Origin of the sequence: Leucobacter alluvii (assembly GCF_039530485.1) — a bacterium.
Taxonomy (GTDB): Bacteria; Actinomycetota; Actinomycetes; order Actinomycetales; family Microbacteriaceae; genus Leucobacter; species Leucobacter alluvii.
Genome location: NZ_BAAAOP010000012.1, coordinates 120,725 through 143,419, shown reverse-complemented (window position 1 = coordinate 143,419; position 22,695 = coordinate 120,725). Strand labels below are relative to the sequence as shown.

21 protein-coding genes are annotated in these 22,695 nt (G+C 67.9%); 14 read left to right on the top strand and 7 right to left on the bottom strand.

Annotated features, from left to right (window positions below; all coding sequences use genetic code 11):
- Positions 1-83 precede the first annotated feature (83 nt).
- The 5 genes from ABFX18_RS11925 (at position 84) to ABFX18_RS11905 (ending at position 4,776) form a co-directional block, all read left to right on the top strand.
- Positions 84-896 (top strand): ATP-binding cassette domain-containing protein, encoded by an 813-nt coding sequence (locus tag ABFX18_RS11925; RefSeq protein WP_090147058.1) that lies wholly within the window; start codon positions 84-86, stop codon positions 894-896.
- Positions 893-1,588, top strand: a complete 696-nt coding sequence (locus ABFX18_RS11920; RefSeq protein ID WP_200329836.1) for an ABC transporter permease subunit — start codon at positions 893-895, stop codon at positions 1,586-1,588. The genes ABFX18_RS11925 and ABFX18_RS11920 overlap by 4 nt, the downstream gene beginning before the upstream one ends.
- The gene (locus ABFX18_RS11915) at positions 1,585-2,262 is read left to right on the top strand and encodes an ABC transporter permease (protein ID WP_346058428.1); all 678 of its coding nucleotides are present in this window, start codon (positions 1,585-1,587) and stop codon (positions 2,260-2,262) included. The genes ABFX18_RS11920 and ABFX18_RS11915 overlap by 4 nt, the downstream gene beginning before the upstream one ends.
- Before the next feature lie 55 nt (positions 2,263-2,317).
- Positions 2,318-3,265 (top strand): ABC transporter substrate-binding protein, encoded by a 948-nt coding sequence (locus tag ABFX18_RS11910; RefSeq protein WP_090147064.1) that lies wholly within the window; start codon positions 2,318-2,320, stop codon positions 3,263-3,265.
- A gap of 62 nt (positions 3,266-3,327) precedes the next feature.
- A complete protein-coding gene (locus tag ABFX18_RS11905; RefSeq protein ID WP_346058427.1) occupies positions 3,328-4,776 on the top strand; it encodes a mycothione reductase in 1,449 nt (482 codons plus the stop codon).
- A 24-nt stretch (positions 4,777-4,800) separates the two neighbouring features.
- On the opposite strand, the gene ABFX18_RS11900 is transcribed toward ABFX18_RS11905, so the two are convergent.
- Entirely contained in the window at positions 4,801-5,235 is a 435-nt protein-coding gene (locus ABFX18_RS11900) for an NUDIX hydrolase (protein ID WP_346058426.1), read from the bottom strand.
- Complete coding sequence (locus ABFX18_RS11895) at positions 5,232-6,029, bottom strand: M15 family metallopeptidase (RefSeq protein WP_346058425.1); 798 nt, start codon at positions 6,027-6,029, stop codon at positions 5,232-5,234. Before ABFX18_RS11895 ends, ABFX18_RS11900 begins: the two co-directional genes overlap by 4 nt.
- Positions 6,030-6,140: 111 nt before the next feature.
- Between ABFX18_RS11895 and ABFX18_RS11890 the strand changes: the two genes are divergently transcribed.
- On the top strand, positions 6,141-7,472 hold the full coding sequence (locus ABFX18_RS11890) for a CapA family protein (protein WP_346058424.1): 1,332 nt from the start codon (positions 6,141-6,143) through the stop codon (positions 7,470-7,472).
- Between the two features lie 20 nt (positions 7,473-7,492).
- Here the strand turns inward: ABFX18_RS11890 and ABFX18_RS11885 are convergent, their stop codons facing one another.
- Complete coding sequence (locus ABFX18_RS11885; protein ID WP_346058423.1) at positions 7,493-8,329, bottom strand: nitrilase-related carbon-nitrogen hydrolase; 837 nt, start codon at positions 8,327-8,329, stop codon at positions 7,493-7,495.
- Positions 8,330-8,445: 116 nt separating this feature from the next.
- On the opposite strand from ABFX18_RS11885, the gene ABFX18_RS11880 reads away from it, so the two are divergent.
- A complete protein-coding gene (locus ABFX18_RS11880) occupies positions 8,446-9,021 on the top strand; it encodes an NUDIX hydrolase family protein (RefSeq protein ID WP_090147474.1) in 576 nt (191 codons plus the stop codon).
- Between the two features lie 33 nt (positions 9,022-9,054).
- Here ABFX18_RS11880 and ABFX18_RS11875 read toward each other — a convergent pair whose 3' ends face one another.
- The 4 genes from ABFX18_RS11875 to ABFX18_RS11860 are packed head-to-tail and all read right to left on the bottom strand — an operon-like array spanning position 9,055 to position 11,410.
- Entirely contained in the window at positions 9,055-9,519 is a 465-nt protein-coding gene (locus ABFX18_RS11875) for a SprT-like domain-containing protein (RefSeq protein WP_346058422.1), read from the bottom strand.
- Between the two features lie 4 nt (positions 9,520-9,523).
- Complete coding sequence (locus ABFX18_RS11870; RefSeq protein ID WP_346058421.1) at positions 9,524-10,381, bottom strand: spermidine synthase; 858 nt, start codon at positions 10,379-10,381, stop codon at positions 9,524-9,526.
- The gene (locus tag ABFX18_RS11865) at positions 10,378-10,665 is read right to left on the bottom strand and encodes a glutaredoxin domain-containing protein (RefSeq protein ID WP_200329821.1); all 288 of its coding nucleotides are present in this window, start codon (positions 10,663-10,665) and stop codon (positions 10,378-10,380) included. The genes ABFX18_RS11870 and ABFX18_RS11865 overlap by 4 nt, the downstream gene beginning before the upstream one ends.
- 46 nt (positions 10,666-10,711) lie before the next feature.
- Entirely contained in the window at positions 10,712-11,410 is a 699-nt protein-coding gene (locus tag ABFX18_RS11860; protein ID WP_346058420.1) for a phosphatase PAP2 family protein, read from the bottom strand.
- A gap of 285 nt (positions 11,411-11,695) precedes the next feature.
- On the opposite strand from ABFX18_RS11860, the gene rpoB reads away from it, so the two are divergent.
- The 7 genes from rpoB (at position 11,696) to rpsG (ending at position 22,582) form a co-directional block, all read left to right on the top strand.
- A complete protein-coding gene (gene rpoB, locus ABFX18_RS11855; protein ID WP_200329817.1) occupies positions 11,696-15,193 on the top strand; it encodes a DNA-directed RNA polymerase subunit beta in 3,498 nt (1,165 codons plus the stop codon).
- A gap of 45 nt (positions 15,194-15,238) precedes the next feature.
- The gene (rpoC, locus tag ABFX18_RS11850) at positions 15,239-19,132 is read left to right on the top strand and encodes a DNA-directed RNA polymerase subunit beta' (RefSeq protein WP_090147087.1); all 3,894 of its coding nucleotides are present in this window, start codon (positions 15,239-15,241) and stop codon (positions 19,130-19,132) included.
- 187 nt (positions 19,133-19,319) lie between these two features.
- Entirely contained in the window at positions 19,320-20,360 is a 1,041-nt protein-coding gene (locus ABFX18_RS11845; protein WP_346058419.1) for a hypothetical protein, read from the top strand.
- On the top strand, positions 20,357-20,839 hold the full coding sequence (locus ABFX18_RS11840) for a hypothetical protein (protein WP_090147091.1): 483 nt from the start codon (positions 20,357-20,359) through the stop codon (positions 20,837-20,839). The genes ABFX18_RS11845 and ABFX18_RS11840 overlap by 4 nt, the downstream gene beginning before the upstream one ends.
- A 2-nt stretch (positions 20,840-20,841) precedes the next feature.
- Positions 20,842-21,477 carry a spermidine/putrescine ABC transporter substrate-binding protein gene (locus ABFX18_RS11835; RefSeq protein WP_090147094.1) on the top strand — a complete coding sequence of 212 codons (636 nt, stop codon included), beginning with the start codon at positions 20,842-20,844 and terminating at the stop codon, positions 21,475-21,477.
- Positions 21,478-21,740: 263 nt separating this feature from the next.
- Positions 21,741-22,112 (top strand): 30S ribosomal protein S12, encoded by a 372-nt coding sequence (gene rpsL / locus ABFX18_RS11830; RefSeq protein WP_010156385.1) that lies wholly within the window; start codon positions 21,741-21,743, stop codon positions 22,110-22,112.
- A complete protein-coding gene (rpsG, locus tag ABFX18_RS11825) occupies positions 22,112-22,582 on the top strand; it encodes a 30S ribosomal protein S7 (protein ID WP_010156386.1) in 471 nt (156 codons plus the stop codon). Before rpsL ends, rpsG begins: the two co-directional genes overlap by 1 nt.
- The last annotated feature ends 113 nt before the right edge of the window (positions 22,583-22,695 follow it).

Here is a 22,695-nt window from a genome sequence, read left to right as displayed (position 1 = left end):
CACAAGGGCTTGTACACCTCCACCCCTGGAGGACTAGGGTTTAAGCACGGCGCCGCCTTCGGCGCGAGCACCGAGGGGGCCACGTGATCGAGTTCGAACGGGTTTCGAAGGTGTTCCCAGGCGGTGCGACCGCTGTCCACGAGTTCTCGTGCACCGTCCCGTCGCATCGCGCGGTGGTGCTGGTCGGTTCCTCCGGATCGGGCAAGACCACGCTCATGCGCATGGTCAACCGGATGGTCGAACCGACCTCCGGCCGGGTGCTCATCGACGGTGAAGACGTGCGCGATCGCAACGCCGTCGATCTGCGGCGCTCCATCGGGTACGTGCTGCAGCAGGGCGGCCTGCTACCGCATCGCACCGTCGCCGACAACGTCGCGACGGTGCCCGTGCTCACCGGGACCTCGCGCCGCGAAGCGCGACGGGCTGCGGGTGCGCTCCTCGAACGAGTCGGGCTGGATCCGGCGCTCGCCGAGCGATACCCGGCGCAGCTCTCCGGCGGCCAGCAGCAGCGCGTCGGCGTCGCCCGCGCACTGGCCTCCGATCCGAATATCCTGCTCATGGACGAGCCGTTCGGGGCTGTCGACCCGATCGTGCGTCGCGAGCTGCAGCAAGAACTGCTGAGACTGCAGGCCGAGCTGGGCAAGACCATCCTCTTCGTCACGCATGATGTGGACGAAGCGTTCTTGCTCGGAGACGAGGTCGTCGTGCTCGAAGCCGGCGGCCGGATCGCGCAGCGCGGCACCCCCGCCGAGATTCTCGGCAGCCCGGCGAACGACTTCGTGCGCGATTTCGTGGGCGCTGACCGCGGCGAGCGCCGCCTGCACATCGTCGAGGACGGCGGCCAGCGCCTCGCCGTCGACGCGACCGGTCGTCCCGTCGGAGTGCTCGAACCGTGAATTGGCCGATTGCGAACTGGGAGTTCGTGCTCGAACTCGCCGTCAAGCACCTCCTGCTGAGTGTGCCGGCGATCCTCATCAGCGTGATCATCGCGGTGCCGATCGGGCGCCTGGCGTTCCGCAAGCCACGGCTCGGCGGCCCGTTGCTCTCGGTCGCCTCCCTCGCGTACGCCATTCCCGCGCTTCCCCTGCTCATCATCATCCCGGCGGTCATCGGCACTTCGCTGCGCTCGTGGCAGACGATGGTCGCCGCTCTGAGCGTGTACGGCGTCGCTCTCCTCGTGCGCACGGCGTGCGACGCATTCGCCTCAGTCGACGGCCAGCTCCGCGACGCTGCGCTGGCGATCGGGTTCGCGCCTCGCGGGCTGTTCTGGCGGGTCGACCTGCCGCTTGCGGTACCCGTGCTGATCTCTGGCATCCGCGTGGTGTCGGTGTCGACGATCAGTCTCGTCACGCTCGGTGCGCTCATCGGGGTGCAGAGCCTGGGCACCCTGCTGACCGACGGGTTTCAGCGTGGCATCTTCGCCGAGATCTGGACGGGCGTCATCGCGACCGTGCTGCTCGCGCTGCTGCTCGACGTCGTGGTGCTCGCGATCGGTCGGGCCTTGACGCCGTGGACCCGCCGGGTGTCGCAGCGCTCGGCTGATCGGCACCGTCCGGCTGCCGCGGCAGAGGCGGGGGAGCGCGCGTGAACCTCTTCGCCGACGCCATCGCCTGGCTGGCCGACCCCGCGAACTGGAGCGGAAACGGGGGCATCCCCGCGCGACTGCTGCAGCACCTCGCCCTCGCCCTCGGAGCGCTCCTGCTCGCGAGTATCATCGCGCTTCCGCTCGGCGCCGTCATCGGGCACACCCGTCGCGGGGCCGGCGCCGTCGGAGCACTCGCGGGCGCCGCGCGCGCGCTGCCGACGCTCGGCGTGCTCACCCTGTTCGGCCTCGCGCTCGGGATCGGCATCACCGCGCCCGTGCTCGCGCTGATCGTGCTCGCAATCCCGTCCCTGCTGGCCGGGGCGTACGCGGGAGTGAGCGCGATCGAGCCATCGATCCCATCAGCCGCGAAAGCCGTGGGGTTCAGCCCGGTGCAGGTGCTGCTTCGGGTCGAGCTCCCGCTCGCGCTGCCCGTGATGATCGGCGGCGTGCGCGCCGCGACCCTGCAGGTGGTGTCGACGGCGACGCTCGCCGCGTACACCTCCGACGTCGGTCTCGGCCGGTATCTGTTCTCCGGGCTGAAGTCGCGGGACTACGGGCTCATGCTCGCCGGTGCCCTCCTCGTCATCGCGCTGACGCTCGTGCTCGAGATTCTGCTCGCTCTGTGCCAGCGCATGGCGAGTCGCCGGATCGCACGCGTGCCCGCAGCCACGGGCTGAACCACCCACGACTCCCCACCCCACCGAACGCACTCCCGACCGAGAGGAACCGACCATGCAACGTCGACCCGCACTGCGCTCCGCCCGATGGGGCGCCGCCTTCGCCGCAGGAGCCATCGCGCTCACCGCGGCACTCACCGGCTGCTCGAGCAGCGACCCGCTCTCCGAGGACGGGGGTGCAGGCGACACCGCTTCCGCCGAGGGCGGCACGATCGTCGTCGGCTCGCAGGACTACTACTCCAACGAGATCATCGCTGAGATCTACGCACAGGCGCTCGAAGCCGACGGGTTCGACGTCGATCGCCAGTTCCGCATCGGGCAGCGCGAGGTCTACCTGCCCGAGATCGAGAGCGGCAAGATCGACCTGTTCCCCGAGTACAGCGGAAACCTGCTGCAGTACTTCGAGGCCGACGCGCCGGAGCGCGTATCGGACGAGGTCTACGACGCGCTGGTGGAAGCCATGCCAGAGGGTCTGCGCGTGCTCGAGCAGTCTCCCGCCACTGATCAGGACACGTACGTCGTGACTCGCGAGTTCGCCGAGAAGTGGGATCTCGAGACGGTCGAGGACCTGGGGAACGTCACCGACCCGCTGACGTTCGGCTCCAACTCGGAGGCCGAGACGCGGCCCTACGGTCCGGCCGGGCTCGCCGAGACCTACGGCATCGAAGGCGTGCAGTTCACGCCGATCGAGGACAGCGGTGGGCCGCTGACGGTGAAGGCCCTCAAGGACGGCGCGATCCAGTTCGCGAACATCTACTCCGCGGATCCGTCGCTCGCCGCGAACGACCTCGTCACCCTCGAAGACACGAAGGGCATCTTCCTCGCCTCGCATGTCGTGCCGATCGCGAGCGAGAAGATCGATGATCAGGCCGAGAGCGTGATCAACGAGGTCGACGCGGCGCTGAGCCCGGAGGACCTCGTCGAGCTCAACGGGCAGAGCGTGAACGATGAGCGTTCGGCTGCCGACATCGCGAAGGAATGGCTCGACGGCCAGTCCTTCTAAGGTCGATGCTCCGGCGCGGGGCGGCGGCACGGGGCTCACCGGGTCAGCCGTAGGATCTCGGTATGGAGAATTCTGCGGCTGACCTGGCGATCATCGGCTCCGGGTCGGGCAACTCCCTCATCACGCCGTTCTGGGACTCGCGCCGCGTGGTCATCGCAGAAGCGGGCGTCTTCGGCGGGACCTGCCTGAACGTCGGCTGCATCCCGACGAAGATGTTCGTGCGGCCCGCCGCCCTCGCCCGGGTGCCGGAGGAGGCTGCTCGTCTGGGGGTCGGGCAGCGCACGGAGTCCGTCGACTGGCCCGGCATGCGGGACCGGATCTTCGGTCGCATCGACGCGATCTCCGCTGCCGGAGAGCGCTATCGTCGCGACGACCTCGACCATGTCGAGCTGATCTCCCAGCAGGTGCGGCTCACGGGCACGCACAGCTTCGAGAGCTCCGATGGTGCACGCGTCGACGCCGCGCAGTTGGTCATCGCGGCGGGGTCCCGCGCCGTCCTGCCGGAGATCCCCGGCATCGATCTGCCGCACGTGCACACCTCGGACACGGTGATGCGGCTCGCCGAGCTGCCGAAGCGCGTGCTCGTGATCGGCGGCGGATACATCGCCGCCGAGTTCGCGAACGTGTTCTCGGCGTTCGGCTCCGAGGTCGTGCAGGCGCACCGCGGTGCCCAGCTGCTCAAGCGGGCGGATGCGGATATCGCCTCGCGTTTCACCGCGGAAGCGGCGCGGCAGTGGGATCTGAGGCTCGATCGAGATGTCACCGCGATCCGTCATGCCGATGACGGCGGTGTGATCGCGGACCTCGCTCCGAGCGGCTCGCCTGCACTCCACGCAGAGCCCGGCAGTGCAGAGCGCGTCGCTGCCGACATCGTGCTCGTCGCCACGGGCCGCAGGCCGAATTCCGACCGTGTCGGAGCGGCCGAGGCCGGCCTCGATCTGCACCCCGATGGCCGCATCGCCGTCGACTCCTTCCAGCGCGTGCTCTCCGGCGGCAAGCCGGTGCGGGGGCTCTACGCGCTCGGCGACATCAGCTCGGCTGCTCAGCTCAAGCATGTCGCGAATCACGAGGCGCGCGTGGTGGCGCACAATCTCGAGCACCCGGACGATCTCCGCGAGTCGCGTCGAGACGCCGTTCCGTCCGCAGTCTTCACCGACCCGGAGGTTGCGCAGGTCGGACTCACGGAGGCGGAGGCCGTCACCGCTCTCGGAGCGGAGCACGTCACCTCGTATCTGCAGGCGTACGGCGACACGGCCTATGGTTGGGCGCTCGAGGACAGCTCTGGCGTGTTCAAGGTGATCGCCGACCGCAGGGACGGGCGCATTCTCGGAGCCCACGTGATGGGGTACCAGGCGTCCAACCTGATCCAGGTGGTGATCTCGGCGATGAGCTTCGGCATCGATGCGCACACTGCGGCGCGAGGCCAGTACTGGATTCATCCGGCGCTCATGGAGGTCGCCGAGAATGCGCTCCTCGGACTCGACGTCGCGACGCCCTCCAGCGCGCGGTGATCAGTTGCTGCGGAGCCAGAGGGCTCAGGGCGAGTGGGGTGCCGTATCGCCGATCAGCTTCGGAAAGATGACGTCGGTGTTGAGCGGAGCCATGTCGGATCGCCGATCCCGTGGATCGACCCACTCGAGCGCCTCGATCTCGGCGTGAGGTCTCGCTGAGCCTGCTGGGGCTACGAAGGGGTGCTCGAACACCGTCGCCTCGACGACGTGCCCCGGTTCGTTCGCCGCACGTGCTCGGAACACGCCGATCAGACGCAGGGCATCGCGCTCGAGCGAGACACCGAGTTCCTCACCGAACTCCCGCACAGCTGTGTCGATCGCGAGTTCGCCCGGCTCGTGCTTGCCTCCCGGGAGCATGAGCGAGGCGGTGCCGCGCTTGCGCACGTTGAGCACGCGGCCGTCGGCGTCGCGCATGACGACGGCGCTCACCCGGATCGTGCGGGGCTCCGCGCCGTTCACGGGACGTACCGCGGAGCGCTCGGGAGACCGAAGAACTCTTCGAGCGTGGTGACACCGCTCTCGCGCATCTCTGCGGCGAGTTCGGTGCCGACGTACCGGAAGTGCCAGGGCTCCGGCATGAACCCCGTGACGTCTTGCTTGCCATCGGGATAGCGCACGATGAACCCGTGCTCGGCGGCGTGCTCGGCGAGCCAGACGCCGGCCGGCGTATCGCCGAAGCACCCGGCGAGGTAGCACTCCCCGTGATCGTCGAAGTCGACGACCAGACCGGTCTGATGCTCGGAATGCCCGGGGCGTGCGGAATAGGTATCCGCTGCATCCGCCCCGTCGCGCGACACGTATCCGTCGTAGAGCGCGACCTGCGTGGCGTAGTCCCGGTACGCGCTGATGATGCGCACGTCGATGCCGGCCGAGGCGGCCGCGGCGACGAGAGACTCCACGGCGCGCGCGGCCGGTTCGCGCAAGGGCTGGGCGAACTCGTTCTCCACCCCCGCAGGCATCACGAGATCGTCGGGCGCGAAATCGATCGGCTGGAGCGGGCGCGTCTTGTTCGTGACGACCCAGATCGAGGCGGGGTCATCGAGCGAGTGCGCGCTCGCATCGAACTCGGATGCGGCGGATTCGGGCGCACCCGATCCGTCGGCACTCGGCTCCCGGGACGCCGTCGGGGCCGGGGAATCACCAGTATCCGTCTGCGGCGACCTCTCCGGCTCGGGTGCGCAACCCGCGAGTGCGATCGCTGCCGCTGAGATGGAGAGCACCGCGAGGACCGTGCTGAACTGTCTCGGGGCCATGCGTTCATGCTACCGGGGCGGGTGCCGCCGACTGCCGCGGCGCATAGCCTTGACTCGTTTCGCCCGGAGCGGCGCGGAGGAGGCCCGGCTCGTCCCGGCTACGCTGGTGCCATGCAGGACGGCAGGGAGAATCAGGCGGGCATGCCGGCGGCATACACCCCGATCGCGGTCACCGGAAAGCGACGCTTCCCCCGTCGCACGCGCCGCATCATCGCCATCTCGACCGTCGTGGTGGTCGTGCTCGGGCTCGGCGGCACCGCGGCGGCGCTCGTCTGGGGCCCCGATCGCGAACCCGGTGCACCCAGCACCGCCGAGGATGCGTCGCCGACCCCTGACCCGTCACCGACCGTCGAGCCGGAGGGGGCGACCGAACCGGATCCCGCCGCAGGGGAAGAGGAGGACGGGCGTGTGCGTGTGATCGCCATGGGCGACATGCTTCCGCACGATTCCGTCAATGCGAATGCCCTCCAGCCCGATGGCGCATACGACTACGGACAGTTCTTCTCTGGCATCGCCCCGCAGCTGGAAGCCGCAGACGTCGCGTTCTGCAACCAGGAGGTGCCGAGTGCCGGAGCAGATTTCGGCGTCAGCGGCTACCCGACGTTCAACGCGCCCCCGGAGTTCGCCGGAGCACTGCACGGAGTGGCGGGCTGCGACCTCGTGAATCTCGCGACGAACCACAGTGCCGATCTCGGCGCTGCTGGCATCGCCGGCACCCGAGGCGTCTGGGACGGGTTGACGCCCGCCGCCGTCGACGGTGCGAACCGGAGCGCCGAGGAGCAGCGCGTGGTTCCCGTATTCGAACAGGGCGGGATGACGTTCGCGCTGGTCTCTTTCGCCGAGTATTCGAATGCACCCATCGACGGGGTGTCGCTGAACATGATGAGCGATGACGCCCTCGTGAACGATCTGATGACGCAGGCGAACGAACTCGCCGATGTCGTGGTCGTGTCGGCTCACTGGGGCACGGAGGATTCGCACGAGGTGAACGATCAGCAAACCGCGTTCGCGCAGCGGGTCGCCGATCTCGGCGCCGACGTCATCATCGGCACCGGACCCCACGTGCTGCAGCCGGTCGCCTGGCTCGACCGGTCCGACGGCGGGCGCGCACTCGTGTGGTACTCGGTCGGCAACATGCTGAACACCCAGCTCGAACTCGCTCAGCGCACCGGTGTGATCGCGGGTTTCGAAGCGGTGCGCGATCCGGCATCGGGGGCGGTCGCCATCGAGAATCCCACGGCGATCCTCACGTACATGCACTACGACTGGAGCGCGGAGCAGGAGGCCGCCGGCGACCTGCTCGCGCGCACGAACCTCTCGATCACGCCGCTCGCCCAATCGGGCGACCTTCTCGCGACGACGCGTTTCGGGGTGACGGCCGAGCAGCAGATGGAGGCGTCGGCGGCGATCCTCGGTCCCGACGTCGCCATCGTTCCCGAGTAGCGGCGCTCGCGCGCCCCGCGTCAGTCGGAGAGCGCGCGGTAGTCGTCGATGCCGAGTCGATCGTCGATCACCGGGAACTCGGCGCGCACCGTGCCGACCTGCGCAGGGTCGACATCGACGATCAGCACCTCCTCACCGTCGCCGCACTCGGCGACGACGCGCCCTGAGGGGTCGACGACCCGGCTGAATCCTCCGAGCTCAACTCCGGCCTGACTGCCGCACGCGTTCGTGGCGATGACCCAGAGCTGGTGCTCCACGGCTCGCGCCTGGGTGAGGAGCCGCCAGTGCTCGCGTCGCGCGGCGGGCCAAGCCGCTGGAACGATCGCAGTTTCCGCTCCGCGCGCACTGAGCTCCTGCCAGAGCCCGGGGAATCGGAGGTCGTAGCACGTCGTGCTCGCTGTGGCGCCGAGTGCTGCTGCGGCCACGCTCAGCGAGTGCCCCGGCGTGAGCAGCTGAGATTCCTGCGACTGATAGCCGAACACGTGGATCTTGCGATAGGTCTGAACGACACGGCCGCTCGCGTCGACCAGCACGGCCGTGTTGTGCAGCTGCCCGTCGGCGCCCCGCTCGACGATGCTCCCCAGATGAACCTCGCTGCTGAGATGGCGGGCCACCCGCTGCGCCATTCGAACCGTCGGACCATCGAGGGACTCAGCGCGCTCGGCGTACCGGTCGAACGCGAAGTACCCGGCGCTCCACAGCTCGGGCAGCGTGACCAGATCGACGTGCTCCAATCGCCGCAGCAGCTCTTCGACGCGTTCGATGCGTTCCTGCGGCGTCTCGTCGTCGGGGCTCGCGATCTGAGCGATGGCGACGCGTCGGGAGCCGGAGTGCGCGGAGTCGGGGTGCGATTGCATGTCTCACAGCCTAGGCGAGGCGCGCCACGTACGTCAGGAGAGACCGGCGTGGCAGGATGGGACGTGCTCGGTCGCGCCGCGACCCGGGCGGCGACCACGACGGGACGGGTGAAGGAATGACGATCGACACGGCCGAGTTCCCCGATCCCGATGGCCCAGAGGATCGTCCGACGCCGCCGGGCAACCCCGGGTGGCTCAGTGAGGACGAGCTGAGCTTCGTGCGCGGCCGGATGCCGATCATGTACGTTGAGGCGGTGCCGGTGCGGCTCGATGGGCTCGGTCAGGTGGTCGAAGTCGGTCTCCTCCTCCGCAGCACCCCCGAAGGCGTGATGCGGAGATCGCTCGTGTCCGGCAGGGTCCGTTACGGCGAGACGCTGCGCGAAGCGCTCTTCCGCCACCTCGAGAATGATCTCGGGCCGATGGCCTTCCCGCAGATGCCGGCCGCGCTCGTGCCGGCACAGGTGGCGGAGTACTTCCCGATGCCTGGGATCTCGCCCTTCGTCGATGATCGGCAGCACGCTGTCTCGCTCGTCTACGTCGTACCGGTCACCGGCACGTGCAACCCCCGTCAGGATGCGCTCGAGGTGACGTGGATGGCGCCCGAGGAGGCGACGGCTCCGGCGACGCTGGAGGAATTCTCGAACGGCCGCGGCGCGCTGCTGCGTCAGGCGCTGTCTTCGATCAGCTGCTGACTCTGGCTCGCCCCCGATCCTGCGTCGTCAGCTTCAGCGTCGACGCCAGGTGATGACATGGCTGGGAGAGAACGATTTCGCGCACTTGCCGCAGGAGTGCACGCGCGTGGGCTTGCGGAATCTGAAGTGCTCGTGCCCCGCTGAGCAGAGCCCCACCCAGGGGGCTCGCTCGTGGGCGATCTCGCCGTGATGAGTGACGCCGCCGACGTACCCGATCTCCCGCGCGATCGCCTTCCAGGCGGCGCCGTGGCCAGTCGAGGGCCCCGCGAGCGCGTGCGCGACCTCGTGCAGCAGCACCTGGTGGATTTCGTCGTCGTCGAACTTCTCCGCCAGATACCGCGACACCGTGATGCGCCGCTCCGTGTAATTGCAGAGGCCGGCGCGCCGCTTGGCGTTGTCGAACGCGAAAGACCACCGCTGCTCGGTGCGATCTGCCGACGAGAGGTGCATCCTGATGAGCGCGTCCGCCCACACGCGCACGCGCGCGAGATCCGCCATGCGCTCAGTTCCGCTCGAAGAGCGTCCGCGCCGGCTCGGGGGAGTCGACCGCCGTCTCGTCCGTCACCGGGGACGTGCCGCGTGCAAGGTCGTCGAACTCCCGCCCGACGAGCATGCGCGCGGGATGCGGGCCGCCCGCGAGCAGCCGCGGCAGCCAATCGAGGGATTCGAGGTCGGTGTCGGAGGCGATGAAGACGACGTTGCCGAAGCGGCGGCCCTTCAGCACCTGCGGCTCGGCCACCGCGGCCGTCGACGCGAAGAGGCTCGCGAGCGTCGCCGCTTGCCCGCGCACGAACGGGAGACCGGCTCCGTCGGCGGCGTTGACCACGATGAGGCCGTCGGGAGCGAGAAACGGCCGCAGCAAGGAGTAGAACTCGGTGCTCGAGACGTGCGCCGGAGTGCGTGCGCCGGCGAAGATGTCGACGACGACGAGGTCCATCGCTCCCCGCATCCCGTCTGGCAGTCGACCCAGCACCTCGCGCGCATCACCGCGGCGCACCCGGATGCTCGCTCGTTTCGGCAGCGGGGCCGCCTCGCGAACGAGATCGACGAGCGCGCCTTCGAGCTCGATGACCTGCTGGCGGCTTCCGGGCCGCGTGGCTTCGATGTAGCGGGGCAGGGTGAATGCTCCTCCGCCCAGGTGGAGGGCGGAGACGGGGTTCCCGCCGGGGCGGAACAGGTCGATGACATGGCCGATGCGCCGGATGTACTCGAAGAACAGCTCCGAGGGATCGCCCAGGTTCACATGGGACTGCGGCGTGCCGTCGACGAGCAGCTGCACGGCTCCCGGCACCCAGCGATCCTCCTCGACTTCGGCTCGCAGGCCCGACGACAGGGTGACCGCAGCCGGAAGCTGGGTCACGGCTGCCCGAGCCGGAGCTCGGCGATCTTCTGCAGCATGTCGGCGTTGGACGGCTCGACCTGGTGGCTGCTGTCGGGATAGAGGATGACGGGAATGTTGGTGCGCCCGCTGATATCTCGGGCCACCTCCGCGGCAGCCGGATCCTGCACGAGATCGATGTAGCGATACGGCGCCGACGAGCGATCGAAGATGAGCTTGGCGCGGCGGCAGTCCCCGCACCAGTCGGCTCCGAAGATCACGGTCTCCGTTGCGGATTGCGGGTGGTCGGCCGGCGCGTCGCTCATGCGGTCCAGCCTACGCCCCGTCGGAGGCACCGGCCTCGGCGCCATGTCAACGACGGATCGCTGGAGCGGATGCCGGGCCGAACCAGAGCCGGCGGGCGATGACCGCGGCGGCGATGCCGAGCAGAGCGCCGGCGACGGTGTCGGTGAGCCAGTGCACGTGCAGCGCCGTGCGGCTCCACATCATGGCGACGATCCAGAGCGCCGCCGCGGCGATGATCCACTTCCGTAGTCGCGCATCGATGCGTTCGGACCCGATGACGACCAGCACGACCGAGACGGCCAGCGCGGCGGCGCCCATGGAGTGCCCGGATGGGTATGAGGCGCCGAAGCTCTCGAAGAGCTGGCCGGTCGGTCTCGTGCGCAGGGTGAGCGCTTTGACGGCCTCCGACGCGATGACGCCGAGTACCGCCGCGGTGAGGATCGCGGCCCCGTCTCTCGGTCTGCGGAGCGCGAAGCAGAGCGCTCCGAGGATCGCGGCGCACGCCGCCGCTCCGATCCCGTCGCCGACCTGCGCGAGGAACACGGCGACCGCGAAGAGGGCCGATCCGCGCTCGATCGACACCGTGTCGGCCCACCAGGTATCGATCGCGAAGACGCTCGTCTGGGCGAAGCGCTGGTAAGCGCCGAAGGCCGCGATCAGGAGCACGGTGGCGATGGACGCCGCCACTGCGGCGGGCGGGGGAGTGCGTCGGGCTGCTGCCGACGGCTGCGGTCGAGGAGCGGGAGCGCTGTCGGAGGGGGCCATTCCGATACGGTAATCGAGGCGCCTGTGAGCGCCTCCGCGAACGGCCGACCGAGGCGAATCCGAGGCGTGATCCCCATGACGTCGAGATTCGGAATATGGCACTGGACATGCGATAACGATGCTGTTACAGTTGACAGTTGCACTACGGACACGAGTGTGCCTGCATATATCGGTAGGCCCCGGGAGCTGGCGCGAAAGCGCAGATGAGCCTCGATTGCGTGATCCTGAAGCAATTCTCGCAAGACCAGGTCAACCGGCCCGACGGGGCCCACGGAGGTAGTTTCCTTGGCTGCTGCGCGCAACGCATCGTCCACCCAGAACCCGAAGAACGGCCGCGATCACCAGCGGCTCTCCTTCGCCAAGATTTCCGACACGCTGTCGGTGCCGAACCTGCTGGCACTGCAGCTCGAGAGCTTCGACTGGCTCGTCGGCAACGACACGTGGAAATCACGTGTCGTCGAGGCGCAAGCTCAGGGGCGCGATGACATCGCGCTCAAGAGCGGCCTCGAGGAGATCTTCGATGAGATCTCGCCGATCGAAGACAACGCCGGAACGATGCAGCTCTCGTTCGAGAACCCGATTCTCGACGAGCAGAAGTTCACCATCGAGGAGTGCAAGGAGCGCGGCAAGACCTACGCCGCGCCGCTGTACGTCGAGGCGGCGTTCTACAACACCGAGACGCAGGTGCTGAAGAGCCAGACGGTCTACATGGGGGATTTCCCCATCATGACCGGCAAGGGCACCTTCATCATCAACGGCACCGAGCGCGTCATCGTGTCGCAGCTCGTCCGCAGCCCCGGAGTGTACTTCGAGCGCGCGCAGGAGAAGACGAGCGATAAGGATGTCTTCACCGCCCGCGTGATCCCGAGCCGCGGTGCGTGGCTCGAGTTCGAGGTCGACAAGCGCGACCAGGTCGGCGTGCGCATCGACCGCAAGCGCAAGCAGTCGGTCACGGTCTTCCTGAAGGCGCTCGGCATGACGAGCGAGGAGATCCTCGAGGAGTTCGCCGGCTACGAGTCGATCGCACTCACCCTGGAGAAGGACGCGATCGTCACGCAGGAAGAGGCGCTCAAGGACATCTACCGCAAGCAGCGCCCGGGCGAGCAGGTGGCCATCGAGGCCGCGCGTGCACTGCTCGACAACAGCTACTTCAACTCGAAGCGCTACGACCTCGCGAAGGTCGGCCGGTACAAGATCAACCGCAAGCTCGGTGTCGATGCGCCGATCACCGATTCGGTGCTGTCGCTCGAAGACATCGTTGCGACGATCAAGTACCTGGTCGGACTGCACGCCGGCACCGAGACCCTCCCCGGCACCCGCGAGGGAAAGCCGGTCGATCTGCGCCTCGAGACCGACGACATCGATCACTTCGGCAACCGTCGCATCCGCGCTGTCGGCGAGCTGATCCAGAACCAGGTGCGCACCGGCCTCAGCCGGATGGAGCGCGTCGTGCGCGAGCGCATGACGACGCAGGACATCGAGGCGATCACGCCGAACACCCTGATCAACACGCGACCCGTGCTGGCCGCGATCAAGGAGTTCTTCGGAACGTCGCAGCTCTCGCAGTTCATGGATCAGAACAACCCGCTCGCGGGCCTGACCAACAAGCGCCGTCTCTCCGCGCTGGGCCCGGGCGGTCTCTCCCGCGACCGCGCAGGCGTCGAGGTGCGAGACGTGCACCCGTCGCACTACGGCCGCATGTGCCCGATCGAGACCCCTGAAGGCCCGAACATCGGCCTGATCGGCGCCCTCGCGACGTTCGCGCGCATCAACGCGTTCGGCTTCATCGAGACGCCCTACCGCCGGGTCGTCGACGGCAAGGTGACCGACCAGGTCGATTACCTCACCGCGCACGAAGAGGACGAGTACCTCATCGCGCAGGCCGGCGCACCGCTCACCCAGGACGGAACGTTCGCCGAGAAGCAGGTGCTCGCGCGCCCCCGCGGCTCAGAGGTCATCATGGTCGACGCCGAGCGCGTGGGCTACATGGATGTCTCGCCCCGTCAGATGGTGTCGGTCGCGACCTCGCTGATCCCCTTCCTCGAGCACGACGACGCGAACCGCGCGCTCATGGGCGCCAACATGCAGCGTCAGGCCGTTCCGCTCGTGCGCAGCGAGTCGCCCGTGGTCGGAACCGGTATGGAGGGCTACGCGGCCATCGACGCCGGTGACGTGATCACCGCGGCCAAGTCCGGCGTCGTCGAGGAGGTCTCTGCGGACTTCGTCACGATCCAGGAGGACGAAGGCGGCTCGAAGAGCTACTTCATGCGCAAGTTCGACCGCTCGAACCAGGGCACGAACTACAACCACCGTGTCATCGTCAAGGCAGGCGAGCGCATCGAGGCCGGCGAGGTCATCGCCGACGGTCCCGCGACGGAGAACGGCGAGCTCGCGCTCGGCAAGAACCTGCTCGTCGCGTTCATGTCGTGGGAGGGTCACAACTTCGAGGACGCGATCATCCTGAGCCAGAACCTGGTGAAGGACGACACGCTCTCGTCGATCCACATCGAGGAGTACGACGTCGATGCCCGCGACACCAAGCTCGGCAAGGAGGAGATCACGCGTGACCTCCCGAACGCCAGCATGGAGGCGCTGAAGGATCTGGACGAGCGCGGCATCATCCGGATCGGCGCCGAGGTCACCCCCGGCGACATCCTCGTCGGCAAGGTCACCCCGAAGGGCGAGACCGAGCTCTCCGCCGAAGAGCGCCTGCTCCGCGCGATCTTCAACGAGAAGAGCCGCGAGGTGCGCGATACGTCGCTCAAGGTGCCGCACGGCGTCTCGGGCACCGTCACCTCCGTCAAGGTGTTCGACGCCGAGAACGACAACGACGACGAGCTCGGCTCCGGCGTGAACCAGCGCGTGGTCGTCTACATCGCTCAGAAGCGCAAGATCACCGAGGGCGACAAGCTGGCCGGTCGTCACGGCAACAAGGGCGTCATCTCGAAGATCCTCCCGGTCGAAGACATGCCGTTCCTCGAAGACGGCACGCCCGTCGACGTGATCCTGAACCCGCTGGGCATCCCGGGTCGCATGAACTTCGGTCAGGTCCTCGAGGTCCACCTCGGCTGGATCGCGAAGCAGGGCTGGAAGGTCGAGGGCACCCCTGAGTGGGCGGCCAAGCTCTCCCAGCAGGCGCTCGAGGCAGCACCGAACACCAAGGTGGCAACGCCGGTGTTCGACGGCGCTTCCGAGGCGGAGATCGCCGGCCTGCTCGATTCGACGCTCGTCACCCGTGACGGCGATCGCCTCATCGACTCCTCGGGCAAGACGCGCCTGTTCGACGGACGCTCCGGCGAGCCGTACCCGTACCCGATCTCGGTCGGCTACATGTACATCCTGAAGCTGCACCACCTCGTCGACGACAAGATCCACGCGCGCTCGACCGGTCCGTACTCGATGATCACCCAGCAGCCCCTGGGCGGCAAGGCGCAGTTCGGCGGACAGCGCTTCGGTGAGATGGAAGTGTGGGCGCTCGAGGCGTACGGCGCCGCATACGCGCTGCAGGAACTGCTCACCGTGAAGTCCGACGACATCCTCGGGCGCGTGAAGGTGTACGAGGCGATCGTGCGCGGGGAGAACATCCCCGAGCCCGGTGTGCCCGAGTCCTTCCGAGTGCTCATGAAGGAGATGCAGTCGCTCTGCCTGAACGTCGAGGTGCTCAACGCTGACGGCAACGCCGTCAACCTGCGCGACAACGACGACGAGGCGCACCGCACCGCGGAAGAGCTCGGCATCAATCTCTCCACCCGCTTCGAATCCTCGTCGATCGACGAGATCTAAGCCGGCGTCACCTTCACTTTTACTGAAATCCCCAAGGAGAACATTTTGCTCGAGGGTACGAGTTTCAACGAGCTGCAGATCCGTCTCGCCACGGCTGAAGACATCCGCAGCTGGTCGTTCGGCGAGGTCAAGAAGCCGGAGACCATCAACTACCGCACGCTGAAGCCCGAGAAGGACGGTCTGTTCGGCGAGCAGATCTTCGGGCCGAGCCGCGACTGGGAGTGCGCGTGCGGCAAGTACAAGCGCGTCCGCTACAAGGGCATCGTCTGCGAGCGCTGCGGCGTCGAGGTGACGAAGTCCAGCGTCCGTCGTGAGCGCATGGGCCACATCGAGCTCGCTGCGCCCGTGACGCACATCTGGTATTTCAAGGGCGTGCCGTCGCGTCTCGGCTACCTGCTCGACATGGCGCCGAAGGACCTCGAGAAGGTCATCTACTTCGCGGCGTACATGATCATCGACATCGATGAAGAGGGCCGTCACGAGGACCTGGGCGAACTGGAAGCCGAGCTGCGTCTCGAGCTGAAGGCGCTCGAGGATCAGCGCGACATCTCGATCGCGCAGCGTCAGCAGCAGGCGGAATCCGACCTCGCAGCGCTCGAAGCCGAAGGGGCGAAGGCCGATCAGCGCCGTCGCGCCGAGGCTTCGGCCGAGAAGGAGATGACCGCCATCCGCAAGGGCTTCGACGACGACATCGCTCGTCTGCAGCGCGTGTGGGAGGACTTCCGCAACCTGAAGGTCGGCGACCTCAAGCCCGAGGACGCGGTGTTCGCGGACCTGCAGGATCGCTACGGCGACTACTTCGAGGCGTACATGGGCGCCGAGGCGATCAAGAAGCGTCTCGAGTCGTTCGACCTCGCCGCCGAATCGGAGACCCTGCACCTGCAGATCGCCGAGGGCAAGGGCCAGAAGAAGATCCGCGCGATCAAGCGCCTCAAGGTGGTCAGCTCCTTCCTGCAGACGGGTGCGAGCCCGGCCGCGATGGTGCTCGACGTGGTTCCCGTGATCCCGCCCGAGCTCCGCCCGATGGTGCAGCTCGACGGCGGCCGCTTCGCGACCTCCGACCTCAACGATCTCTACCGTCGCGTGATCAACCGCAACAACCGCCTGCGCCGCCTGCTCGACCTGGGCGCGCCGGAGATCATCGTGAACAACGAGAAGCGCATGCTGCAGGAGGCCGTCGACGCACTGTTCGACAACGGCCGTCGCGGTCGCCCCGTGACGGGCACCGGCAACCGCGCCCTCAAGTCGTTGAGCGACATGCTCAAGGGCAAGCAGGGTCGCTTCCGTCAGAACCTGCTCGGCAAGCGCGTCGACTACTCGGGGCGTTCGGTCATCGTCGTCGGCCCGCAGCTCAAGCTGCACCAGTGCGGTCTGCCCAAGCAGATGGCGCTCGAGCTGTTCAAGCCGTTCGTCATCAAGCGCCTCATGGATCTGTCGCACGCGCAGAACGTGAAGGCCGCGAAGCGCATGGTCGAGCGCGCGCGCTCCGAGGTGTGGGACGTGCTCGAGGAGATCATCCGCGAGCGCCCCGTGCTGCTCAACCGCGCACCGACGCTCCACCGCCTGGGTATCCAGGCGTTCGAGCCGCAGCTCGTCGAGGGCAAGGCCATCCAGCTGCACCCCCTCGTCTGCGCTGCGTTCAACGCGGACTTCGACGGCGACCAGATGGCAGTCCACCTGCCGCTCTCGGTGGAGGCCCAGGCCGAAGCGCGCGTGCTCATGCTCGCGTCGAACAACATCCTGAAGCCCTCCGACGGGCGCCCGGTGACCCTGCCGTCGCAGGATATGATCATCGGCCTGCACCACCTGACGACGATCAAGCGCGATTCCGTCGGCACCGGCCGTGCGTTCGGATCGATCGCCGAAGCGATTCTCGCGATGGACGAGGGCACCCTCGACCTCGGCGCGCTCGTGAAGATCCGTCTGATCGGGTACACCGACGAGAACGGCGTGACGTCGGAGAAGCCGGTGCTCGTGGAGACGTCGCTCGGACGAGCGATTTTCAATGAGGCGCTGCCGGCCGACTACGCCTACTTCGAGCGCGTCGCAGACAAGGGAACGCTCTCGAGCCTGGTCAACGATCTCGCCGAGCGCTACCCCAAGGTGGAGGTCGCGGCGACGCTCGACCGCATCAAGGACGCGGGCTTCCACTGGGCTTCGCGCTCCGGTGTGACCGTCTCGCTCTCGGACGTCGTGACGCCCTCCAACAAGGGTGAGATCATCGCCGAGCACGAGAAGCGCGCGGCGAAGGTCGAGCGCGACTACGAGCGCGGCATGATCCAGGACAGCGAGCGCAAGAAGGCGCTGACCGAGATCTGGACGGAGGCGACCGATGAGGTGGCCGCCGCCATGCGCGAGCAGTTCCCGGAGGACAACACGATCTTCCGCATGGTGTCTTCCGGTGCTCGTGGTAACTGGCTGCAGATCCGCAACATCGCCGGTATGCGCGGCCTGGTGTCGAACCCGAAGGGTGAGATCATTCCTCGCCCGATCATCAACTCGTACCGCGAGGGCCTGTCGGTCGCCGAGTACTTCATCGCGACCCACGGTGCTCGAAAGGGTCTGGCCGACACCGCGCTCCGCACCGCCGACTCGGGATACCTCACCCGTCGTCTGGTGGACGTGTCGCAGGATGTCATCATCCGCGAAGAGGATTGCGGCACCCGTCGCGGTCTCGATCTCCCGATCGCCGCCCCTGACGCCAACGGCGTGCTGGTGCGCGACGAGAACGTCGAGAACTCGGTCTACGCTCGGACGCTCGCCGCCGACGCGGTGAACGGCGAGGGCGCAGTCGTCGCCCAGGCGGGCGAGGACGTGGGCGATGTGCTCATCGAGAAGCTCGTCGATGGCGGCGTCACCGAGATCAAGGTGCGCTCCGTGCTCACCTGCGAGTCGGCTGTCGGCGTCTGCGCGACCTGCTACGGCCGCTCGCTCGCGACCGGTCAGCGCGTCGATATCGGCGAGGCCGTCGGCATCATCGCGGCGCAGTCGATCGGTGAGCCCGGCACGCAGCTGACGATGCGCACCTTCCACACCGGTGGTTCCGCATCGGCGGACGACATCACGCAGGGTCTGCCCCGTGTGCAGGAGCTCTTCGAGGCTCGTACCCCGAAGGGTGCGTCGCCGATCGCCGAGGCTGCGGGTCGCGTCGTCATCGACGATTCCGAGAAGAGCCGTCGCATTCTCCTCACGCCGGATGACGGCACGGAGGAGAAGGCATATCCGGTGCTGAAGCGCTCGACGCTGCTCGTCGAAGACGGCGATCACGTGGAGCTGGGTCAGCCCTTCCTCGCGGGAACGCTCGACCCGAAGGACATCCTCCAGGTCGGCTCCACCGAGGGCGGCAAGCACATCCCGGGCGAGCGCGCGGTGCAGAAGTACCTCGTCGAGGGCGTGCAGGGCGTCTACCGCTCGCAGGGCGTGCCGATCCACGATAAGCACATCGAGGTCATCGTGCGCCAGATGCTGCGCAAGGTCACCGTCGTCGATCACGGCGAGACGGAGCTGCTCCCGGGCGAGCTCGTCGATCGTGCGCGCTACCAGCGGATCAACCGCGAAGCGCTGCTCGACACGAAGCGTGCGGCAACGGCGCGACCTGAGGTCATGGGTATCACCAAGGCGTCGCTCGCGACCGAGTCGTGGCTCTCCGCCGCCTCCTTCCAGGAGACGACGCGCGTGCTCACCCAGGCTGCGATGGAGGGATCGCGAGATCCACTCATCGGTCTGAAGGAGAACGTGATCATCGGAAAGCTGATCCCCGCCGGTACCGGCCTCGGCGTCTACCGCGACGTCGACGTGGCTGCGACCGAGGAGGCGAAGGCGGAGCGCTACCCGAATCGCCTCTTCGCGACCGAGGGCACCTTCGACGAGAACGACCTCTCGTTCGTGGACTTCGACAGCTTCACGGCTGACGAGTTCAACCCGGGCAACTACAGCTAGTCGGCTCGGCCAGCGTCACGGGCGTTCGCACCTCCGGGTGCGGGCGCCCGTTTCGCATTCCGCGTCTTCCCGCATCGCGGCGCGGGAAACCCGCATGGGCGCCTCCACCTTGTACTGTTGCCGCACATGATCGTGTCAGGCGCGAAATCTGCGCCGGACATCCCGATCCGCTACGAGAGGTGAAGCGATGAGCGACGAGCGCGAGGGATCCGCGTCGAGGGCGGCGGAAACCCCCGAGACCGCCGGCAATCCGGGGGCCCCGGTTGAAGAGACGGAGGCGAGCCGCACGGAGGTGCTCCGCGCCGTGCAGCGCTCGCGCACCTCGAGCACTGACGAGGGTGCGGGGGAGCAGCACGTGTCCGCGCAGACAGACGTCGTCGCGCGCGAAGCCGGGGAGCCTGAGTCGGCTCCGGGAGTCGAGGAGGACGCTGAGCGAGCTCGCCGCGAGCAGGCATCGCTGGTAGACACGCAACTCGACATGGAGCCGCCAACGGAGCGGGCAGCCTCATCGGCGAGGCTCACGCGGGAGGAGACCGCGGCGCTGCCGGCACTCGACGACCTCCCCACCGCGGCCGACGAGTCGACGACGCGCGAGCGCGACGGCGAGATCCGGATCAGCTCCGACCATCCCATGGCCGGGCTCTACGTGCAGACGCCGATGCCTCCGGACATCAAGGGGAATCGCGGCGCCGGCGTGCTCATCGCGATCCTCGCGACGGTCGGCTTCGCCGCCGTGCTGGCCGGCGTGCTCGCGCTCTGGCTGGCGCCGATGTTCCCGCCCTCGTCGTTCCTCACTGACGGCCTCGTCCCGTGGTTGACCTCGTGGCCGGTCATCGCCGGGGCCGTCGCGTTCTTCGTGGGTCTCGTGCTGCTCGTGCTCATCGCGGGCCGTGCCGGCTGGTGGGCGTACGTGCTGGGCGGATTCTTCGTCGCTGCGCTCGTCTGGGCGGCGGTCACCCTCGGTCTCGCATACTTCGGAACGCCGTTCGAGAGCCCGAGAGAGATGCTCGGCGGGACGCGCGGGTGGTCGGGCGACCTGCACACCCTCGTCACGCGATTCGGATTGACCGTTCCCGCCCTCGGTGCGGCACTCGTCGCCCGCGAGGTCACGGTGTGGTTCGGGGCCTGGATCGGCGGTCGTGGACGCCGGATGAAGCAGCGCAATGCTCGTGAGCTCGCCGACTACGAGGCCTCCCTCGCAGAGTCGAAGGCTTCCGCTCAGGCATGACCCACGAGCCGCGTCGCGGAGTGACCCGCGGCTACGTCGCGGCGCTGATCGGCGCAGCGGTCATCGTCGCGACCGCGCTGCTCGTCGCCGTATGGGGTGGTCTCGCGCTGATGCTCGACCGGGACCCCGTGACCTCGCCCGGCGTCCCGTCCTCCATCGCGCCGCTCATGCTGGTCGGCGGTCTCGCGCTGCTCGCCGTCGGGCTGTGGCGTCACGCGATCACGCTGCTGCGCGGCAGGCGAGAGCCCGCCTGGTCGTCGATCATCGCCGTCGCCGCCGGCATCTATCTCTGGTGGGGGCTGCTCGGCATGCTCGCCGGGATGACGGTGGCGGAGACCTGGCTCAGCCCGTTCGCCGCCGCGCTTCCGGTCATCTGGGCCGCTGCTGCGCTGCTGTTCTGGGCAGTGCTCGCGAGGCGGGTCTACACGGACCGGCCTCCGCCTCGGTGGCCCTGGGAACGCGACGAGGAGACCGACTGATCGTGGCGACGAGCATCGAGAACCGAGTCGACGCCGCCGTCGACTCCTGGCTGCGCTGGGTGCCGCGGTGGAGCCCCGGCACGCACCGCGGCCGTTCACGGGTCTGCCGGCGCTGCACCGGGTCGCCCATGCTCGCCGCTGCGGGGCTCACCGACGACGTCCCGCACCAGGTCGCGCACGCGCTGGTGTCGCGCCTCCAGCGCATCATCGACAAGCGCGTCGAGGAGTTCACAGCGGCGCGGCTCCCCGCTCTGCACGCGGAGCTGGAGGGCGCTGAAATCTGGGAAGCGGGCGGGTACGATCCGGCCGACGGGCTCGAACCGGAGTACGACGGGCTCGATCCCGATCCGGAGCCAGGCGACGATGCGCAGCCGTTCCTCTTCACCCTCGCCGGCCTCGCAGAGGAATCGCGCCCGGCGCCCCCGTTGCCGAGGCCGCCGTTGAATCCGGATGAGAAGCTTCGGCTGCGCCGGGAGATCGAACTCGCCGATGCGCAGGCTGATGCGGTCGGCCAGGAGGTCTGCTTCGCGCTCGTCGCGCATCGCGCACGGATCGAGACGGCGGTGCATCGCTTCGTCGAGCCGCAGGTCCAGAGCATGCTCGACGATCTGAGTCGCAACCTCGAACCGCCGAGTTGAGGTCCCGGCTCTCACTCATTGCCAAAGCAGGATCCTCGGCGTATAGTTGTGTGCTGGTGTGTTCCACCGACTCCGTCGTGCCTGCACGGAGGTTTCGGGGGACTGCGCCACAGGGTCGGACGCTTCGCGAGAAGTGGGCCCCCACGGCATACCTGCACTCGGTTCCGCTCTGCGGAACAGCAGGTCAGCGGTCGCGCAAGCGGTCGCACATGCTCATCCATTGAAGCATTCCTGTCACCGTGCAGGACAAATGAGGAGAACTATTGCCTACCATTCAGCAGTTGGTTCGCAAGGGCCGGTCGCCGAAGGTCACTAAGACCAAAGCGCCCGCTCTGAAGGCGAACCCGCAGCAGGCTGGCGTATGCACGCGTGTGTACACCACCACTCCGAAGAAGCCCAACTCGGCAATGCGCAAGGTTGCCCGTGTGAAGCTCCGCAACGGCACCGAGGTCACCGCCTACATCCCGGGCGAGGGCCACAACCTGCAGGAGCACTCGCTGGTGCTCGTGCGCGGTGGTCGTGTGAAGGACCTCCCCGGTGTTCGTTACAAGATCGTGCGCGGCGCGCTCGACACGCAGGCGGTCAAGGATCGCCAGCAGGCTCGTAGCCGCTACGGTGCAAAGAAGGTGAAGTAATGCCCCGTAAAGGTCCCGCTCCCAAGCGCCCCGTCGTCGCTGATCCCGTCTACGGCTCGCCCGTAGTCAGCCAGCTCGTCAACAAGATCCTCCTCGACGGCAAGAAGGGTCTCGCCGAGCGCATCGTCTACGGTGCACTCGAGACCGTTGCCGAGAAGTCCGGTCAGGATGCCGTGACGGTCCTCAAGAAGGCGCTCGACAACGTGCGCCCGACCCTCGAGGTCCGCTCGCGCCGCGTCGGCGGCAGCACCTACCAGGTGCCCGTCGAGGTCAAGCCTCACCGTGCGAACACGCTCGCCCTCCGCTGGCTCACCAGCTACGCGAAGGCTCGTCGTGAGAACTCGATGACCGACCGCCTCACCAACGAGATCCTCGACGCTTCCAACGGCCTCGGTGCCGCTGTGAAGCGCCGTGAGGACACGCACAAGATGGCCGAGTCGAACCGCGCGTTCGCTCACTACCGCTGGTAGAACCCTCGCGGCGGAGGGATGCGCGTTCGCATCCCTCCGCCGCACCCGGGGCCTCGCCCCGCGACTTGGACGGCGCAGTTCGGCAGCCGAGTCGACATCTCCCGATACTTCAC

What these genes read in the sequence shown, in the direction of transcription:
- ABFX18_RS11840 (WP_090147091.1), top strand. Translation starts at nt 20,357, where the DNA reads ATGACCCACGAGCCGCGTCGCGGAGTGACCCGCGGCTACGTCGCGGCG.
- ABFX18_RS11865 (WP_200329821.1), bottom strand. Translation starts at nt 10,665, where the DNA reads ATGAGCGACGCGCCGGCCGACCACCCGCAATCCGCAACGGAGACCGTG.
- ABFX18_RS11885 (WP_346058423.1), bottom strand. Translation starts at nt 8,329, where the DNA reads ATGCAATCGCACCCCGACTCCGCGCACTCCGGCTCCCGACGCGTCGCC.
- rpsG (WP_010156386.1), top strand. Translation starts at nt 22,112, where the DNA reads ATGCCCCGTAAAGGTCCCGCTCCCAAGCGCCCCGTCGTCGCTGATCCC.
- ABFX18_RS11910 (WP_090147064.1), top strand. Translation starts at nt 2,318, where the DNA reads ATGCAACGTCGACCCGCACTGCGCTCCGCCCGATGGGGCGCCGCCTTC.
- ABFX18_RS11845 (WP_346058419.1), top strand. Translation starts at nt 19,320, where the DNA reads ATGAGCGACGAGCGCGAGGGATCCGCGTCGAGGGCGGCGGAAACCCCC.
- ABFX18_RS11905 (WP_346058427.1), top strand. Translation starts at nt 3,328, where the DNA reads ATGGAGAATTCTGCGGCTGACCTGGCGATCATCGGCTCCGGGTCGGGC.
- ABFX18_RS11860 (WP_346058420.1), bottom strand. Translation starts at nt 11,410, where the DNA reads ATGGCCCCCTCCGACAGCGCTCCCGCTCCTCGACCGCAGCCGTCGGCA.
- ABFX18_RS11895 (WP_346058425.1), bottom strand. Translation starts at nt 6,029, where the DNA reads ATGGCCCCGAGACAGTTCAGCACGGTCCTCGCGGTGCTCTCCATCTCA.
- ABFX18_RS11880 (WP_090147474.1), top strand. Translation starts at nt 8,446, where the DNA reads ATGACGATCGACACGGCCGAGTTCCCCGATCCCGATGGCCCAGAGGAT.
- ABFX18_RS11875 (WP_346058422.1), bottom strand. Translation starts at nt 9,519, where the DNA reads ATGGCGGATCTCGCGCGCGTGCGCGTGTGGGCGGACGCGCTCATCAGG.
- ABFX18_RS11890 (WP_346058424.1), top strand. Translation starts at nt 6,141, where the DNA reads ATGCAGGACGGCAGGGAGAATCAGGCGGGCATGCCGGCGGCATACACC.